Source organism: Megasphaera sp. AM44-1BH, from assembly GCF_003467125.1.
Lineage (GTDB): Bacteria > Bacillota > Negativicutes > Veillonellales > Megasphaeraceae > Megasphaera.
Genome location: NZ_QSFA01000004.1, coordinates 68,429 through 86,958 on the forward strand (window position 1 = coordinate 68,429; position 18,530 = coordinate 86,958).

The following is an 18,530-nucleotide window of genomic DNA, read 5'->3' on the forward strand; positions in this document are numbered from 1 at the left end:
CAGGCAATTGTAGGTTTGGTTGTCTTCAGGTGCTTTGTGCAGTTCTTACTAACAGCGATTGTGGTCTAGGAGATGTCTTTTTCTCCTTGCAATCGTCTTACGGTAACTATTTAAAAAGCTTGACGCTACCTTAGTTATTACATAATTTCCGATTTCTTCTATTTAATCTAATCGAATAGTTTCTTCCCCTTTCAAATATACCTGAACTCTATTTTCTACACTGACATCATTTACAATCCATCCTCTAACTTGACATAATTGCTTGAATAATTCAATCCGATTTATTCCCTTTATCTCTTTTAACGTGATAATCAAACCAAATGGAACTTCTTGTCGAGCATGCTTATTTAATCTCTCCTTGCAATATAATTTGATACCCCAAAGTCCTTTTTCGTAAGCTTTACGAGGTTTCATATTATTATATATTGGGTCAGCAACTATTTTTACGTTATCCCATTTCCGATAATCATTTCTAGCATCCTCTTCATAGATAGAATGCTGACCCGATTCGGCTTGTAAATTTCCATTAATGGATTTTATTTGTAAATGTTGTGCTTTATCAATCTTTAATCGTCCAAAATGCAAATCTAATTCCGTGTCAGTATAATCAACGCCTTGATTACGATTACACAACGGAAAATAGACCAAAGTAGCTTTTGCAAGATAAGGGTGCTTATTCTCTACAACTGGGACAGGCAGTTGATATGTATACGTGCAATAATTCTTAGTTTTTCCATAAATGATAAATTTAATTTCATCATCAGGAGATTGCAAAATATCTTGAATAGATACAGGTACTATGCCATATCCCTTTTTTATATCTGGCCTACAATACCAGCCCGTTGCTGAATCTATCAGCAACGCTTTAGCAACTTCCCGAGTAAATCCCATAATATAAATCAAGTATGCCATCTTCCTTGCAATCCAAGGAGCGGCAAAAGAAGTGCCAGCTGCCTGCTTTGCACCCAACGCATTGTTGCATACCGTTATATATTCATGCTTTTGCCTATCCCCGCCATAATAGCTGATATCTGGTTTTACAAAGAAAGACAATACAGGTCCACTTCGAGAATACGATGCACTTTGATTCTGAAAATTAACAGAATTCACAACAATAGAATTTAAAGAATCTGCTGGAGCACCAATTTTATATTTTTTTTCATGCTTAGAAGATAAATTAGTTCCCGCTACTATAAAAACAATATCGTATTCATTCTGCAAGCGATCTAGTTCAGCAGCTTCTGGCGAAATAAAATTGTCATTAATCTCTAATACAGAACCTAAAGAAAGATTCCACACCTTAATATCACGATTTAGTCGTACAATATTCCCAATCTGCTTAATAATTGAAAAGGAACTAAATGTACCAGCAACAGCAACTCCGAAATGTCGAACTCTAAAACGACCACATCCATCATCTAAGTTTGGATTTCCTCTAGGGCCATCTACAATAATTGAACTAACAGCTGTTCCATGTTCATAATCCATTGGCCCAATTGGGATATTCTCAGACAAACAATTTGTATAATCTACCCATTCATGAAAATAGACATCTTTATTGAAAGGAGTATCAATAACACCAATAACAGGTTCATTTTTAGGAGATGGAATAAGTTTGGGAATTTCCGAGGATTCAGTCAAGTGTTCAGGAATATATTGAGTTAAATCATTTACTCCCATGGCTACTAGATATGGAGCTTTATCCAGTAACATGTGTATTTCTTCTGGATTCATTTGAATAGTAAGTTGATTAAGTATTCTGCTTTCTGGAATTGAAATACCAAATCTTCCCAATAACTCCTGTGTTTTTACCTTAGTTTTGTAAATTGTTATAATGCATGCTTCATGAATATCCTTTTCCAATTTATCAATCCGAAAATATTGAAGATTAGAACTATCTACAATTATTTGTCGAAATTCAGTCTTAGATAAACCATTACACTTGATTTTTTTTCTTTTTAATTCTTCAAATTCTTCATATGAAATCTTACCTTGATATTGTTTTATCAAAACATCATAAGCCTCTTTTAAGGAATGTATGGTCCGAAAAAGTGCTTCTAATGGGATAAAATATGTAAAGACATGATGCTTCTTATTATCCGAGCCAATATTAGTCTCAAATTTTGCACCTACTATAAAATCGTTTGGTGATTCACGAGTACATGAAAGTAAAAATTGCAAGCGACTTGACTTAGGAACAATACGAACATAATGAGCACTAACTAAAGCACCTTCAATTTCAGAATGTACTGACCAATAATCAGCTATTTTTTTCAAATCATTGGCCAGCGTCAGTATATGCTCTGCTTTGACAACTTGACCTTTTTTTAGTGAGATACTTCCTCCTCGAGATTGATTTGGTTTATGTTGAAATACCCCCTTTAACTCCAATATGTTATTCATTTATAATGCCTCCTTAAGTTCTCTATCAATAGTACTCTTAGATTTGTTTGTTAGTATAGCTATCTCTCTTACTGTAAATTTTTGTCTTTTTAATTCAATTAAATTTTCTGGAGTTTTTCCACAAACCGTACTATATAATCGCCTAAAGTAATCAAACTCATCATTAGGATTGCTAAAAGCTATCGCTGTGCGAATCATATTCTTTAAATCACCTGGATAAGGCAGGTAATCTATTAGTTTCATAATCTTACGAAATAGCCGAATATCCCGATTTTTTAAATGCAATTGATCCAAGTATCGGTTTAATATTTTTTCAGCAATGTCCAACAGATCATCTTGGGTATACCGATTAAAACTAATTACTGAATCAAACCTTCTAATTAAAGCTTTGTCAAAATAAGAATAAAGATTGGTTGTAGCAACTAAAATAATATCCTTATCCAGTGAGTCAAGACATTTCAATAAAGTGGAAGTAGCTCTTCCCATTTCCCGCAAATCATTATTATTCGTTCTATCTAAAGCCAATGCATCAATTTCATCAAATAAGAAAATCATATTGTATTTTTGATAAATTCCATTCATTTCTTCAAATAATGCCATTATATTTTTAGCAGTTTGCCCTAACCTACTATCAATAAGCTCAGAGAAATTCACCATATAAACGTCTCTATTTAAGATTCTGCCAAGTTGTTTTACTGCTTCTGTTTTTCCTGTGCCCGGAGATCCTTCAAATAAAAAACGATGAATCCCCATATGATGATTAATAGCATTCACAATCCCTAAGACATCATTCATAATTACATCAGGTAAAAGCAGCATTTCTTCACAACCAGAAACCTTATCAAAATACTGTAATCCTTTGTAATTTTCTTTACTTTCCTGCACTTGTGGTACAAAAGTATTAGCATCTGATAAAAGTGACATGAGGTAAAGACCTAATTGGGTATCTCCATCTTGATCGAATTCTTTAGCGATTTGATAAGCAGTAGCTCTAAATCCGGCATCATTTCCTTCTGCATGACACTTAATTAAATTCACAATATCTTTCTTTTTCATCACACTCCAGCTCCTTATGTTTTATGACAGTTACTATCTCTTATGATATTATAGCTTACTGGGACATTTTTTTCAATATTGGGACAATTTATTGTTTTTATGCTTTATTTTGATAGATTGAACTAAAATATCTTACATTAAGTTATTTCCACATCCGCCTTTACACAATTTTTTAGATAGTATAGTTGAATGTTCAACTATACTATCTAAAAGCTGGCCCCTGCCAGTCAGACTCATGGAAATCTGGTGACAGGGGTTTTGGTTTATATTTGATATATGGTTGGAATGTTATGCGCCTATAGCTCTTTCAGGTATTCGCGAAAAGATGGGCCCAAGTCTTTTCGTCTTAGGGCGTATTCTACCGTTGCTTTTAGGTAGTCCAGTTTGTTGGCTGTGTCGTATCGTTTGCCTTGTATTGGGCAGGCGTATATAGTCTGTCGGTCCAGCATGAGGCGCAGGGCATCGTGCAAGTGGATTTCTCCGTCTTCCCTTGGTTCTACCCGGTTCAGGATTTCAAAGATATCCGGGGTAAAGATGTATCTTCCCAGGCAATTGTAGGTTTGGTTGTCTTCAGGTGCTTTGTGCAGTTCTTGTATGTTGTGAACAAGTATGAGTCCACTATCGGCACATTGGCTTCCCTCCAGAACATCTACGGGTATCAGTTGTTCTTCCGTCATTGGCTGACATCCTATGATGGTTGTTCCTGTTTTTTCATAGGCTTGTAATAGTTGCTGTAGTGCAGGATTCTGATCATTATACATCATATCATCGCCGAGAAGGATGGCAAATAGATCATGGTCAATGAATGATTTAGCACAAAGGATGGCGTCTCCCAGGCCACGGACATGTTTTTGATGGATATAATGAATGTTGATTGCCGAAATATCCTGTACCATCTTTAGCATCTGATCTTTCCCTTTTTGGTACAAGGCATGCTCTAGTTCTACATTGGTGTCGAAATGGTCTTCAATAGCCCGTTTCCCATGGTCATTGAACAGGTCTTTAAGAACGGCTTACATATCAATAATCTTGATTCAATACGAGCTTAATAGCATTTAAAACAGTACTCTTCCCCACTTCGTTTTCACCAACAAAATATTCATCTGATCATTAAGGTTCATCTCAATTTTTTTAAAAATTTTAAGGACTCAATAAGAAATATGGTTTAGCTTTGACATATTCTTAATCTTCGGTTCTAATTCCAAATTAACATACGTTTTATTGTCAGAATCTATCAGTTGCTTATAAAGAAACGTTTGCGTCCTGCATTTTTTTATTTTTGATAGAATTATGTACCCGTGTTATCTATATATTCCTTTAATTCAGGGGATAAAAAAGAAATAGATTCGTTTTTCATAGCCTTATAAGGTTGATTTAATTTATTTGCAGGTAATATTTCATAAAGAAACAGCCAATTATCGTCTATATTCCCCACCCTTTCATTTGCCAGTGTAGCTGCATAGTCTTCTATTGTTTTTATTGCATTATTTCGTTTCTTGTTTTTAAAATAACACCATATCAATAAATTAAGTATCCCATTATTATCTTCATCTAATTCTTTACTCATTTCCACATGAATATTTTTAAATAATTCTTCAAGAGAAATTATTTGCACGTTATAAATAATAGCATAATAAATCGCATAACATTGTTCCTCAATATTGCCCTGCTCTCTTCCTTCACTATACAATAATGATATATAATTTTCTAGTTTTATTTGTGATATTTTATACTTCTTTAACACACATTTATTTAATATAGTAATTAAATAGGGATAAATAAAAATTAAATGAAATACATATTCAATAAAATATTTTTCCACTTTAGATGCTAATTTTTTGCTAGATATAATTTTTATTGCATAATTAAGTATGGCTATATTATCATCATTTTCATTAAGTAATTTCAATGTTTTATTAAAAAAAGCTTTTAATTTACGACAACTATTTATCTCTTTATTCTCCACAATTTCATCAGAGTTAAGTACTGAAATCCAATCATCCTTATTAATTTGAGGTAATCTTGTAATTGAAATCTTTTTCCTATTCAATGTTAAACCAAATTCTTGTAATGCTTTATATAATTGAATTAAAAATGCATTTGCATCATTTTCATTTTTTGTATAGCAATGAAAATCATCAATGTATCGAACAAACTGCCATTTGTCGGATATGATTTTTTTATCTATTTTCGTGAGAACAATTTCTGAAATCAAATTCGAATAATGTGGTCCAATTAATATTCCATGCGTCTCTCCATTAGTAACGTTTCTACACCATTTATCCAGACCATTATACCAGCAGCCATCGTTTCTTTCCTTCTTCGCGTTGGTTTTTCCAATTAATGCCCAAGGAATTGCATGAGTATAAATACTAGGAAAACAAGAAGAAATATCAGCGGTTACACAATATCTTTTCCCAACTATCAAACTATCTTCAGAATCTAACTCACACTTTGCTTCATATGATTTCATTTCGAAAAGGCTTTTCTTATTACCCCTATACTGTAAATGAATTTGACTGATATTAATATTTTGATCTTTGGTAGTTTCTCTAAAGTAATTCTGAATTTTATTCCAGTTTTTCCGTAAAAAGCAGCATAGATGATAATAAGCAATCGGGTTAGGTATATTAATTGTTCTATAATCGCCAGTATTTCTTAATACATTAAAATTTAAATAATCATGACATTTTTTATCTGATTGTAAATATTGTTCAATTTTACTGCTTTTCTCGAAAAAATCAACAGAAGAAAAAATAGGCGGCAATCGATTTGAAAACATGCCATATCCTAAAAGGCCTTCAAACAGCTTGTCTTCTGTTATATCCAGATAATACTGATAATATTTTTTCATTTTTAGTTTCTCCACATATGTACCATAACTATAATAAAAATTTTTGCCTATTGCTTTCAGTCATTATTTATATGAACTGACAGCTGTTTTTAGCTGTTACATATAATTGTATAAATACTTTATTTCAGCCAAGAACAAAACTACTAACAGCAATCCGATTAAATTGGTACTGGATCTAATGAAAATACTAAAATCATATAACTAATATTTCAATAAACATATTAGTTCATATAAAATAATCAAATTAAACTCCTTGATTAGTTTACATTTTCCTATCAACCATTTATGAAGATATAAGATCGTGATACAATTTTTTACTGAAAATACATAAACATATCAGAAAAAAATCTGAAAAACTACAACTCATGCAGAATTGCAATCTTTCAGATAAATAAGCGGTGGGTGTGTAGGGATTTGAACCCAATGGCGTGTATACCTTATATTCAAAAGGAAATTCTCCATGCATCTCTAAAATGGTTGAAATCACACCCGCATACACCATTTCCCACCAAAAGAGTAAAGGGAAAAATTGTCATAAAGGCAACACACTCCTTTAAATTCAATTGTAAATCTAATAAAATATTTTTACAAAAAGGAATTTTTATATCAAGAGTGATACTTAACCCAAGAAAAATCACAGAGAGAATTATCCCAATAAGCAAATATATATTGTTTTTATTATACCACAATTGTATGATAATTGCATAAATAAATCGGGAGTTGGTTAATGTGAAGAAATTCCCGGTTATTTCCAATCTCCCCATATAACTCATCAGCCCGCTACGATAGATGCAGCATAAGTTGAATATTCAACTATGCTGGCTATGAATCAGCCCCTACCAGTCAGAGTTATGGGAAATCTGGCAGCAGGGGCTTTGGTTTATGTTTGATATATGGTTGGAATGTTATATGCCTATAGCTCTTTTAGGTATTCGCGGAATGATGGGCCCAGGTCTTTTCGTCTTAGGCCGTATTCTACCGTATATCAGAATTTAAATGTGTCTTTCAGGCCCAGCCACTGCTGGTCTTTATCACTGAGATTCAGCGGCGTGCCATCGTCCAGGGTATACCCTTCTGCAGAGCAGTTTCCTTTGTAAATGCCTTTTACATGGGGCCACTGGATGCCAATTTCGGGGTCATTCCAGGCCATGCCGCCTTCGTCGTTGGGATGCCAGAAATCGTTGACTTTGTAGCAGAATTCAGCTACATCGCTGAGGACCAGAAAACCATGGGCAAAGCCTTCAGGAATGAGGAATTGCTTTTTGTTTTCATCGGTCAGTTCCACGCCATACCATTTTCCATAGGTCTGTGAGTGCTGGCGCAAATCAACGGCCACGTCAAATACACTGCCCCGGACGGCACGGACGAGTTTGCACTGAGGAAAGTGTTTCTGGAAATGAAGTCCCCTCAGTACGCCTTTTGTAGACATAGATTGATTATCCTGAACAAAATTGATATGAAATCCTGCGTCTTCCATATCTTTTTGATTATAGGTTTCCATGAAATAACCACGTGCATCACCATGTACTGTTGGCGTAATGACGCATAGTCCGTCTATTCCACCTACATTCTTTTCAACTTGTATCTGACCCATTGTATTATCTCCCTTCATAAAATCCGTTTATCGTAGTTCGTTCGTCAAAGTTGTCGTTCTTCGTAGGTCGTTCATCGTTCATCGATTTTTTGTTAAAAGCCGTTAATCATTTTCACGAAGCATGGTATTCATAACGTATCATGCCCTTCGACCTACGACGAACTACCTACGACTAACAATCTGCAAACTGCGGTCTGCAAACAAGGTTTCAGCCTTGTTCCTTCAAATACCTCCGCAAGGCGTCTTTCCAGTCTGGTAACGGTTTGAATCCGTTGGTGATAAGTTTACTTTTATCTAGTCTCGAATTGAACGGCCGTTTGGCTTTAGACAGGCCATATTCTGCTGTTGTTACCGGTACTACCTTCGTTGTATATCCAGCCTGCCGATAGATTTCACAGGTAAAATCATACCACGAAATATAGTCGCCTTCATTGGTTGCATGATAATAGCCATACTTATCGCTTTCAATCATATCGACCAACAGACGGGCTAAATCAAATGTATATGTCGGCGTTCCAATCTGATCATTGACGACACGCACGGTATCATGTGTTTTTCCTACATTAAGCATAGTTTTGACAAAGTTTTTCCCATTTTTGCCAAATACCCAGGCAATGCGGACAATAAAATACTTATCCAACGTGCCGGAAACAGCCAGTTCCCCTTCCAATTTTGTCTGTCCATAGACATTTAGTGGTTTATACTCTTTGCAATCTGGCTGCCACGGTTCGGTACCCTGTCCATCAAAGACATAATCCGTACTCAGATACAGCATCTTGCAATCCAGCTCTTTGCAGATATCAGCAATATTCTGTGTACCACCAGCATTTACTGCCCGGACTTTGGCCACATTTTCATCATCCTCTGCCATGTCCACAGCCGTCCAGGCTGCGCAGTGTACGACGGCATCAGGATGTACTTCTTCTAAAACTCGTTTTACTGCCGATGCATCAGTAATATCCAAAGATACGTAGGGCATCCTGGTTACGGCTGTTCCATCGGCTATCCCGCTATAGAGCGGTGCCAAATCACTGCCTACCCCTTCATGGCCGCGGGATGCCAGCTCATTCATCACATCATGCCCCAACTGGCCATTGACACCGGTTACAAATATTTTCATGCCTTTTCCTCCTAAAAACAGCCGCCAGCAGTCAGCCGCCAGCAGCCAATAATTGCACTGCGCGCATTGCCTTTGGCTCGCTGTAATTTATCAAATTCATCTATTCAGCTTATAAACCAACGAATTAATCATCTTTCCTACTTCCATGCAAAGTTCCATGGAATCACTTATTGCATCTTTTCCTACATAATGAAATCGTACACACAATCTTAGTTGTGTTTCAATTTCAGCAATAGAACCTTTGGAAATATGCAAAAAATAAGAAAACTCCCTATCAGTTCGTCTTGCCTGTCCTTCTGCAATATTTGAGGGGACCGAAACCGCTGCTCTGCGCAACTGATCTGAAAGACCAAAGCGTTCTTCAACGGGCAACTTTAACGTAACCTCATAAACAGCCTCAGCTAAATCCATCGCTTTCTGCCATATTGTATAATCTTCGTAACAACGTAACGTCATGTAAACTCCTATCTAGAATACAGCATATTCCAGGTTTGCTTAAAACCTCCCCCTTTTTTAGCAACTAGAAATTCGTCGCTGACAATTCACCTGCTTAATTTTTCAGCATCAGAGACTGCAAGCCCATGGACGCAACTGGCTGCTGACAGCTCACCCCTGCGACCTGCGCCGGGGCTTCATCCCCGGTTCTCATACATTTTCTGGTAATACTGCTGGTATTCACCGGAAATGATAGGTTGCCACCAGTCTTCGTGGTCCAGGTACCACTGGATGGTCTTTTTGATGCCGTCAGCGAATTTCGTTTCTGGCAGCCAGCCCAGTTCGTTATGGATTTTCGTCGGGTCAATGGCGTAGCGGCGGTCATGGCCTTTGCGGTCGGTTACGTGATGGATTAGGCTTTCCGGCTTACCCAGTTCTTTGCAAATCAGTTTGACGATATCAATGTTCTTCATTTCATTGTGACCACCAACGTTATATACTTCCCCGACTCGACCGTTCTGGAGAATGAGGTCGATGGCCCGGCAATGGTCTTCTACGTAGAGCCAATCCCGCACGTTGAGTCCATCTCCATAGACAGGCAGAGGCTTGTCATGAAGGGCATTGATAATCATAAGGGGAATCAGTTTTTCTGGGAAATGATAGGGCCCGTAGTTATTGGAACAGCGGCTGATGGTTACTGGCAGACCATAGGTCCGGTGATAGGCCAGTACCAAGAGGTCTGCCGAGGCCTTTGAGGAACTGTATGGACTGGACGTATGAATCGGTGTCGTTTCCGTAAAGAACAAATCCGGTCGTTCCAAAGGCAGGTCTCCATAGACTTCATCCGTCGATACCTGATGATACCGCTGGATACCGTACTTGCGGCAGGCATCCATGAGTACGGCCGTGCCCATGATATTCGTTTCCAGGAAAATCGACGGATTTTCAATAGACCGATCCACATGGGATTCGGCAGCAAAATTGACGAGCACATCAGGATGCTCTTCCTCAAAGAGCTGATATACAGCATTACGATCGCATATATCCGCCCGGACGAACCGGAAATTTGGCTGATCCATAACAGGTGCCAACGTAGACAAATTCCCCGCATACGTCAACTTATCCAGACACACAATCCGATACTCCGGATGAAACTTCAACATATGAAATACAAAATTCGAACCAATAAACCCGGCACCGCCGGTTATTATTATATTCATGCTAGGGTTCCTCCATTATAAGTCATTATCGGTATTTCAAGTGGTGTGTAATCGGTGGTTGGTGGTTAGTGATTAGTGGTCAGTAAATACAAAAATTATTTATTCTTTAAACTACGTATTAAGCCAGTTAGAAGTCTATTAACTTTTTTACTTAACAGGATTGCTTCTGCTGTTTGTTCATTCGTTACATAAGAAAAATCAGCACATAACAATAGCTGAGTTAACAATTCTGCATTAGAGCCTTTTGCAATATAAAGAAATTGAATAAATTCTTTGGTCGAGTTTCTTGCTTGTCCTTCCGCAATATTTGATGGAATAGAAACGGCAGCTCGTCGCATTTGATCAGACAGTGCATATCGCTCTTCTGACGGAAGTAGCTTTACTAATTTGTAAATTTCTTTTGCCAATTGCATAGATTCCTGCCAAACAATCAAATCTTGAAAACATCTCAAGGAAATATCAATCACCTCTCTGGATTCAGTATCGAGTACATACATGGTAACAATCTACCTACAAGTACTATAACTCTCTACATTCTCTGGATGTCCTTCATCAACCATTTTATTCTCTGACCACTGTTCACTAACCACTGGCCACTATTAAATCAATCCGGTAAAATCTTCCCTTCAGCTACTTTTTTCAGGTATTGTCCATATGGGCTCTTGCCGTATTTGATGGCACTTTCCATGAGTGTGGCTTTGTCGATCCAGCCGTGTCCATAGGCAATTTCTTCCAGTGCTGCTATGTGGATGCCTGCCCGGTTTTCGACGGCCCGGACAAATTCCCCGGCTACGCTCAGGCTTTCCATTGTACCCGTGTCCAGCCAGGCATACCCGCGTCCCAGTGTGACGACATTGAGATTGCCTTTTTCCAGATATATTTTATTTAAATCGGTAATTTCCAGTTCCCCACGGGCAGAAGGTTTGACCTGCTTTGCATAGTCGCAGACATTTTCATCATAAAAATAGAGCCCAGTAACAGCATAGTTGGTCTTCGGCTTCTCAGGCTTTTCTTCAATAGAAATGGCCTTACCATTTTGATCAAACTCGATAACGCCAAACCGTTCAGGATCCTCGACGTAATACCCGAATACCGTAGCTCCCTCTGTATTAGAAGCAGCCTTTCTCAAATGCTTTGTCAGTCCGGCACCGTAGAAAATATTATCTCCCAGAATCATGGCACACGATTCCCCATTTATGAACGCTTCACCGAGAATAAAGGCCTGAGCCAGTCCGTCTGGCGATGGCTGCACCTTATAACTCAGATGAATACCATAGCGGGATCCATCTCCTAGGAGCCGTTCAAAATTCGGCAGATCCACCGGAGTAGAAATAATCAGGATATCCCGGATACCCGCCAGCATCAACGTCGATAAAGGATAAAAAATCATAGGTTTGTCATACACAGGCAACAACTGCTTAGATGTCACCATCGTCAGCGGATACAAACGCGTGCCACTACCACCAGCTAATACAATACCTTTCAAAAAAATCACTCCTTAACTAAATTAAAATAATGTTATTTATTTAAATTAATTCGACGATATATTCTTGGAGTTATATACGTATTTACTAAAAATACTATTTGCTTAACTACATAATGCAAAATAAAAGCAGCAAAGACAATCCTTACTATGGTTAATCCTAATAATCCCAACGCATAGTAGACATTTTTTGGATTCCAAATTTCTAACATATATAAAATAACAACATGTTGTAGAAGAAAGATTTCATAAGATATATTGCTAAGCCAAACTATAATTTTTTTCAAAATAGAATTCGTTGTAATCTTGGAACCGATACTATAAAAAACGAAAAAAAGTAATAATCCATCTGCTTGTGCACTAATCGTACTATCTCGTTGAGCGGGTATAAAAAGAAGTAATAACAAAAAAACAAGTGATACAATAGATATCCATTCTCTTAAGAATATCTGATGCTTCATGATTAACATACCAAGATAAAAGCTAAAAATAACACTAAAAACATTACGAAATGGATCTTGAGAAAACATGTTCCATGTATAAGTTGCAACAAACAGTGTTACAATTATCATTGAGGAAAAAAATTCACTTTTATTTATTATCCCCAGTAATACTGGATAAGTCAAATAGGCTATAATAATTGCACCAAGAAACCATTCTCCTAAAATATAAAAAGTATGAAATTGTAACCATGCAAATAAGTACCCATCCATACCTATAAATGTAAAAAAATAATATTTTATAGGGTGTCTTAACGCTATTGTGGCATTATGAAGTATTGGACTTTCTAAAAATATAAATAAATAAGCTAAATAAAATGCAGGGAATATAGCTATCCATCTTCTTTTGTAAAATCTCCATACAGAGTCGATTTTATTATGATGTAAATATAAGAGCGCTCCAGAAGTCAAGAAAAAAACAGCAACTAGAACGCTCCCCCAACTACCAGTATAGTTAGGCAGGGAAACTAACCAATTTAAATTTTGAGCATGACATCCGAAATGAAAACAGATAATTCCTAATGCAGAAGCAGCTTTAATAAAATCAAAAGCATAAATTCTCTGTTTACTTTTATTATAGCTTGAATCATTCATTCATAAACCTCGTTTGATTACAATACAGAGTGTGTCGATATGAGCAAACTTACTTGTTATTCATTACTGTAAAAACTTTAATTATAAATTTATAAAAACACAACAATTGTAAAAAAATAGCAAATAATCTTTAAATATAAATTTTTCTACTATAAATATCATACATGCGCTTTTATTAATGAATAATTAATAAAAGCGCATGTTATACTACCTATTTAAGCTATTTATCCATGCATCATAGTCAGTATCTTCCCATGGCATATATTTTTTAAAAGAATATCTCCAAGGGTAAACGGGTTTTCCAGTTTTTCTATCTTTTATTTTGCGAATATCGGAAATAACTTTAGCAGGATTGCCACCCACTACTTCAAATGGATTAACATTTTTTGTAACTACTGCACCAGCAGCAATTAAGCTATCGCTCTCTATAACAACTCCAGGTAATATTACACTTTGAGTAGCAATAACTGCAAACTTTTTAACAGTAACACCTTTCATTACTTCAGATGGAGGTGTAGGATCATTTGTCAATACTACATACGGAAAAATCCAAACAAAATCTTCTATAGTCGATTGTTGACCAATATGTACATTACTATGCATACGTACGTAGTTGCCAATCGTACAATGTCCTTGAATATCATCTAAAGTTCCTAAACTGCAATGATGACCAATTGATGACTTTTCACGAATGGTAACGTTATGTCCGGTTGAAAAATGATTTCCAATTGTTGTATCCCCATAAATAATTGTGCCACTCCGAATTATTGAAGAGTTTCCAATTATTAATGGGTGTTTGCCTAGATCATGAGTTTGATAAAAATCCATTTGATATTCACCAAGAATGCAATTTGCATCAATGAAGCAATCGTCGCCAATTGTTACGTTGTCTCTTATGATAACTCGGTGATCAATATAGACATTTTTTCCAATCTTAATGTTATTTCCTAGTATGACATCATCACAAATTTTTGCTGTTTCATCTATTGTATTCACGATTCTTCTCCTTGATTTTTATTTATTAAAACTATTTATCATTTTTATTACATAAGAAACCTGGTCATCTGTCATGCCATAAAACATAGGAATGCTTAATTCAGTCGAACTAATTTCTTCTGCAATCGGCAAATCACCTTTTTTTATATTTAAATTACTATAAGCTTTTTGCAAATGCATTGGAATGGGATAGTGTTTATTGGTTCCTATACCTTTATCGTTCAAATATTTTTCTAATTCGTCTCTTTTAGCACAGCGAATAGCAAAGATATGCCAAACAGGATTAACGTTTTCTATTACATGAGGTAAAATAACTTGAGGATTATTTATTTCATTAATATATCTGCTAGCAATGCGTTGACGTTCTTTATTCATACGGTCTAAATGTGGTAATTTTACACTTAAGAAAGCTGCCTGTAATTCATCCAATCTGCTGTTATTTCCTTGATAAATATGGTGATATTTATAATCTGATCCATAATTTCCCAATGCTCGTACTTTAGAAGCAGTTATTTTGTCATTCGTAACTATGGCACCCGCATCGCCAAGGGCTCCTAAATTCTTTCCAGGATAGAAGCTGAATCCCGCTGCATTACCGAATGTACCCACTTTCTTATTTTTATAAGTAGCTCCATGTGCCTGTGCACAATCTTCTACTAAAAGTAGATGATATTTTTGAACTATTTCTAGAATAGGATCCATGTCACATGGTTGTCCATATAAATGAACTATAATTATTGCTTTAGTATGGGATGTAATTTTACTTTCAATTTCATTAGGATTGATATTAAATGTATTAATATCTGGTTCAACAAAAACTGGTTTAGCACCTGAATATGTAACTGCTAAAGCAGTAGCAATAAAAGTATTAGAGGGTACTAAAACTTCATCCCCTTCTTTGATACCTAAAGCTTTTAGGCTCAACATTAGGGCATCTAATCCGGTTCCACAACCTATACAGTAATTTATGTTTAAATATTTGGCAAAGGCAGTTTCAAATTGTTCATCTTCTTTTCCCTCAATATACCAACTAGAATCAAAAACTCTTTCAAAAGCTCGATGAATATCATCATTTAATTCATGTTCCATAGGTAAAAACGAGACAAATGGTACTTTCATTTTAAAATCCCCACTTTCAATAAAATTATTTTTTATGTATAAATTTTAAAAATTCATCATATTGTCGGATATAATCTGATTCATCGTATAATTTTGATGCTAAAACTAATAGAACCGCACCATTCGTGAAGTCAAACATTTCTCTCCAAATGGCATTTGAGATATACAATCCTTTATCCGGCTTATCTAATGTAACAGTTTTTCGCTTGGTACCATTGTCTAGTAAAATCTTACATTCGCCATGAACACAAATTAAAACCTGCTCTAATGACTTATGGGCATGTTTTCCTCTAATGACATTATTTTTTGTATCAAATATATAGTAGATTCTCTTAATATTAAAAGGTATATCCTTGTTCTCCTCTAAAGCTATTAATCCCCCCCTATTATCTCCGTGAATTTTAAAGTCCAATAATTTAATAGTTTTATTATCAGTCATTTGATTCATCCCTTTCATTTGTATTAAATTTACCAGTTTCCATAAAAAAATCAAGATAATTAAAATTATATTTTGTACTTAGTATTGAGCACATTACGTCATCATTTATATAATTCCATATTTTTTCACAACCTACTTCATGAACAGATTTTATAGATTGCTTTAACAGTAAAAAAGACTTTTCAATCTCAAAGCATCTCTTATCGTTCATTGATGCAACTGAAAACTGATTAGGAAAAATCTCATGAAGCAGCTCCCAAGTCATATTATTCAATATATTTTTATAAATCATCTTCATTTCAAATTCCATGCGTCCATTATTATTTTTTGATGAAATATTATTGGCATGCCTTCGATATTTAATTAATCTCTTATTAATAATGGGCATATCATATTTTTTTGACAAACTTAACCAGCATGCAAAATCCTGAAGCTGTAGCGATGAGATAAGAAAGGGATTTTTTTCCTCGATGATATCCTTTTGAAAAAAAGCTGTAGGCGCACAAAAATAATTTCCTTTTTCAAATAACCTTTTGAACACTTTTCTATTTGAGAAAGAATGATCTGAAAAAAATACAGGAAAATCTTCATCAGGAATAATATTATCTTCATCATCAATTATTATAGGAAGACCAAAACAAATCTTATAATTAAATGAATTGGCAAATTCATATTGAACCTGTAAACGATCTGGCAGTGAAATATCATCTCCTGACATTAATGCAATCCATGCTCCCTTAGCCAATGAAATCCCAACATTGGAAGCACTACTTGGCCCTTCATTTTGTTTAAATACCTTTTTAATTCTAGAATCTGAGTATTGGTCGATTTTTCTTTTTGTATCGTCTATCGAACCATCGTCTACGATAATTAATTCAAAATTATTAAATGATTGGCTTAAAATACTATCTATTGCTTTTTTTATAAATTTTCCCTGGTTATAAGTTGTTAAAACAACAGATATATCTGGTAACATTTAGCTATTTTCCTCCAATTTATCCAATAATTTTTCCAATTCAGGAATGTCAATGACAAAATCATCATGTAAATCTTCTCGATGATATGCCCGGTGTCCAAAAAATTCAATCAAATGTATATTGCAGATATCAGCTAATTGACTCCATAAGTCAACATTGTGCCCATTGTATATCTGAGGCAATTCTTGTGGATGGTTTGAAAAAAGGACAACATATATAGAATTTTTTGGAGAAAGAATCATGTTTGTCATAGTTGCTCCCGTAGGCGACACAACAATTTTAGCTTGAGCAAAAATTGTTTGTTGATATTCAAATGATACTCCCGCTAAGTCTATGACTTCAAATCCTCTTTTTAGCATGCAAATCTCAACTTGTTCCTCGTTTAAGACTTTTCGATATGTACCACTTCTCCGCGTCAAATAAATTTTTCGGGATGGGGACAGGGGATTTGTTGATAATTGTAATAATTCTTTGACTTTCTTTATATAAATTGGATTGAGTATAATATCAGTACCGATTTTTGTATCCCCATGATATCTATCTAATATTCGTGATAAATCTGAAGGTAAGACAAGCTTTTTTACTTTATAAATTTCATTTTCTTCTAATTCAATTATTTTCTTATTATTTTTTAATTGAGACAGCAGCACATGCAATGCGCATTTAAAATTATAATGAATTTTTTTTGGTATTAATAAAGGGAAATCTCTATAAATTTCTTCATGTTCTAATGCGAATACAACCATTGGCAAAGTTTCATTTAGCCAATGAAAGTAGTTGTTGTCATGATCACATGATATTAATATGCCCTTGTCTATTACATTGTTCTTTTTTTTAGTGACATTAAACAATAATCCCTTTATTTCCTCATTGTCATATACTCTTTCTAATATTTGCCATCTTTTTACACCATAGTCTGAAGAAGTAAATTCGGATAATTCATCATGAAATATTATGTTATCCTTATATATATAACGTGATCCACCTATAACACAAACATCTTTATATAAGTTAATATATTCTCTGGGGTAAGTGAAAGAACTGTCGGTCAGTCCATTATAATTATTATTCTTCTTGTATAATGTTTTCCCATGATTATATGCATAATCGATTTTAACAACTTTTTTCTTCAGTTGACTAATATATACACTGTCTTTAGTCATCATTTCAAAAAGTTCTACAGCTTTTACTATATTATTATCGTTTAAAGCTTCTCTTATCTTACATAATTGTACCTGACATTCCTGATCTTTGAAGATAGATGGATTAATAAAAACAGAATCTCCTACATGTAAAGAATCTGACAGAATCGGAGAACATATTTTTCCTTCTTTTATCCCAACATTTACATAATATTCCAATGAAGTTTGGCCTTTTGGTATAGATTGAGAATATTTTTTATAAACAAAAAATGTATCAAAGAGAGGATGTGGAATTCGATATTCTTTATCTCCAAACAATATAAAATGAATTAACGGATTAATGAAAGAACAATTTATATCTGGATATTTAGATGTATAAAATTTACAATCGAAAAGAGGACAGGGAGATAATCCTTCTTTATATCCATGTCTTACAAAGTGCCATAATGGTTTATCGATGTGAAAAAGATCCTCTCTTTGACATCGATAATAATTATTATCAAACAAATTTGTTAATTTAATAATATAATATGCTACAACTTCTGAAAACAAAGTAAGATGCATCTTGTGAAAAAATTTAAATAATGAGTAAAGTGCA

At 34.9% G+C, this 18,530-nt stretch carries 16 protein-coding genes; all 16 read right to left on the reverse strand.

Annotated features, from left to right (window positions below; translation table 11 throughout):
• Positions 1-162 precede the first annotated feature (162 nt).
• Positions 163-2,403: a S8 family peptidase gene (locus tag DW949_RS04745; RefSeq protein ID WP_118022103.1), complete on the reverse strand. Its 2,241-nt coding sequence runs from the start codon at positions 2,401-2,403 to the stop codon at positions 163-165.
• Complete coding sequence (locus tag DW949_RS04750) at positions 2,404-3,459, reverse strand: ATP-binding protein (protein ID WP_118022104.1); 1,056 nt, start codon at positions 3,457-3,459, stop codon at positions 2,404-2,406.
• A gap of 296 nt (positions 3,460-3,755) precedes the next feature.
• Positions 3,756-4,364, reverse strand: coding sequence for a sugar phosphate nucleotidyltransferase (locus tag DW949_RS04755; RefSeq protein WP_118022105.1), 609 nt, complete (start codon positions 4,362-4,364; stop codon positions 3,756-3,758).
• Between the two features lie 383 nt (positions 4,365-4,747).
• Positions 4,748-6,313, reverse strand: a complete 1,566-nt coding sequence (locus tag DW949_RS04760) for an RNA-directed DNA polymerase (RefSeq protein ID WP_118022106.1) — start codon at positions 6,311-6,313, stop codon at positions 4,748-4,750.
• A gap of 985 nt (positions 6,314-7,298) precedes the next feature.
• Positions 7,299-7,907: a dTDP-4-dehydrorhamnose 3,5-epimerase gene (rfbC, locus tag DW949_RS04770; protein WP_118022108.1), complete on the reverse strand. Its 609-nt coding sequence runs from the start codon at positions 7,905-7,907 to the stop codon at positions 7,299-7,301.
• A gap of 208 nt (positions 7,908-8,115) precedes the next feature.
• A complete protein-coding gene (rfbD, locus tag DW949_RS04775; RefSeq protein WP_118022109.1) occupies positions 8,116-9,027 on the reverse strand; it encodes a dTDP-4-dehydrorhamnose reductase in 912 nt (303 codons plus the stop codon).
• A gap of 96 nt (positions 9,028-9,123) precedes the next feature.
• Entirely contained in the window at positions 9,124-9,483 is a 360-nt protein-coding gene (locus DW949_RS04780; protein WP_118022110.1) for a four helix bundle protein, read from the reverse strand.
• Positions 9,484-9,659: 176 nt separating this feature from the next.
• Positions 9,660-10,682, reverse strand: coding sequence for a dTDP-glucose 4,6-dehydratase (gene rfbB, locus DW949_RS04785; protein WP_118022111.1), 1,023 nt, complete (start codon positions 10,680-10,682; stop codon positions 9,660-9,662).
• 95 nt (positions 10,683-10,777) lie between these two features.
• The gene (locus DW949_RS04790; protein ID WP_199595748.1) at positions 10,778-11,179 is read right to left on the reverse strand and encodes a four helix bundle protein; all 402 of its coding nucleotides are present in this window, start codon (positions 11,177-11,179) and stop codon (positions 10,778-10,780) included.
• 107 nt (positions 11,180-11,286) lie between these two features.
• Positions 11,287-12,168, reverse strand: a complete 882-nt coding sequence (rfbA, locus tag DW949_RS04795) for a glucose-1-phosphate thymidylyltransferase RfbA (protein WP_118022112.1) — start codon at positions 12,166-12,168, stop codon at positions 11,287-11,289.
• Positions 12,169-12,200: 32 nt separating this feature from the next.
• Positions 12,201-13,259, reverse strand: a complete 1,059-nt coding sequence (locus tag DW949_RS04800) for an acyltransferase (protein ID WP_118022113.1) — start codon at positions 13,257-13,259, stop codon at positions 12,201-12,203.
• Positions 13,260-13,466: 207 nt separating this feature from the next.
• On the reverse strand, positions 13,467-14,255 hold the full coding sequence (locus DW949_RS04805) for an N-acetyltransferase (RefSeq protein ID WP_199595750.1): 789 nt from the start codon (positions 14,253-14,255) through the stop codon (positions 13,467-13,469).
• A gap of 18 nt (positions 14,256-14,273) precedes the next feature.
• On the reverse strand, positions 14,274-15,374 hold the full coding sequence (locus tag DW949_RS04810; RefSeq protein WP_118022115.1) for a DegT/DnrJ/EryC1/StrS aminotransferase family protein: 1,101 nt from the start codon (positions 15,372-15,374) through the stop codon (positions 14,274-14,276).
• A gap of 25 nt (positions 15,375-15,399) precedes the next feature.
• On the reverse strand, positions 15,400-15,813 hold the full coding sequence (locus tag DW949_RS04815) for an FdtA/QdtA family cupin domain-containing protein (protein ID WP_118022116.1): 414 nt from the start codon (positions 15,811-15,813) through the stop codon (positions 15,400-15,402).
• Positions 15,806-16,789: a glycosyltransferase family 2 protein gene (locus tag DW949_RS04820; protein ID WP_118022117.1), complete on the reverse strand. Its 984-nt coding sequence runs from the start codon at positions 16,787-16,789 to the stop codon at positions 15,806-15,808. Before DW949_RS04820 ends, DW949_RS04815 begins: the two co-directional genes overlap by 8 nt.
• The gene (locus tag DW949_RS04825; protein ID WP_158570637.1) at positions 16,790-18,484 is read right to left on the reverse strand and encodes a DUF563 domain-containing protein; all 1,695 of its coding nucleotides are present in this window, start codon (positions 18,482-18,484) and stop codon (positions 16,790-16,792) included.
• Between the last annotated feature and the right edge of the window lie 46 nt (positions 18,485-18,530).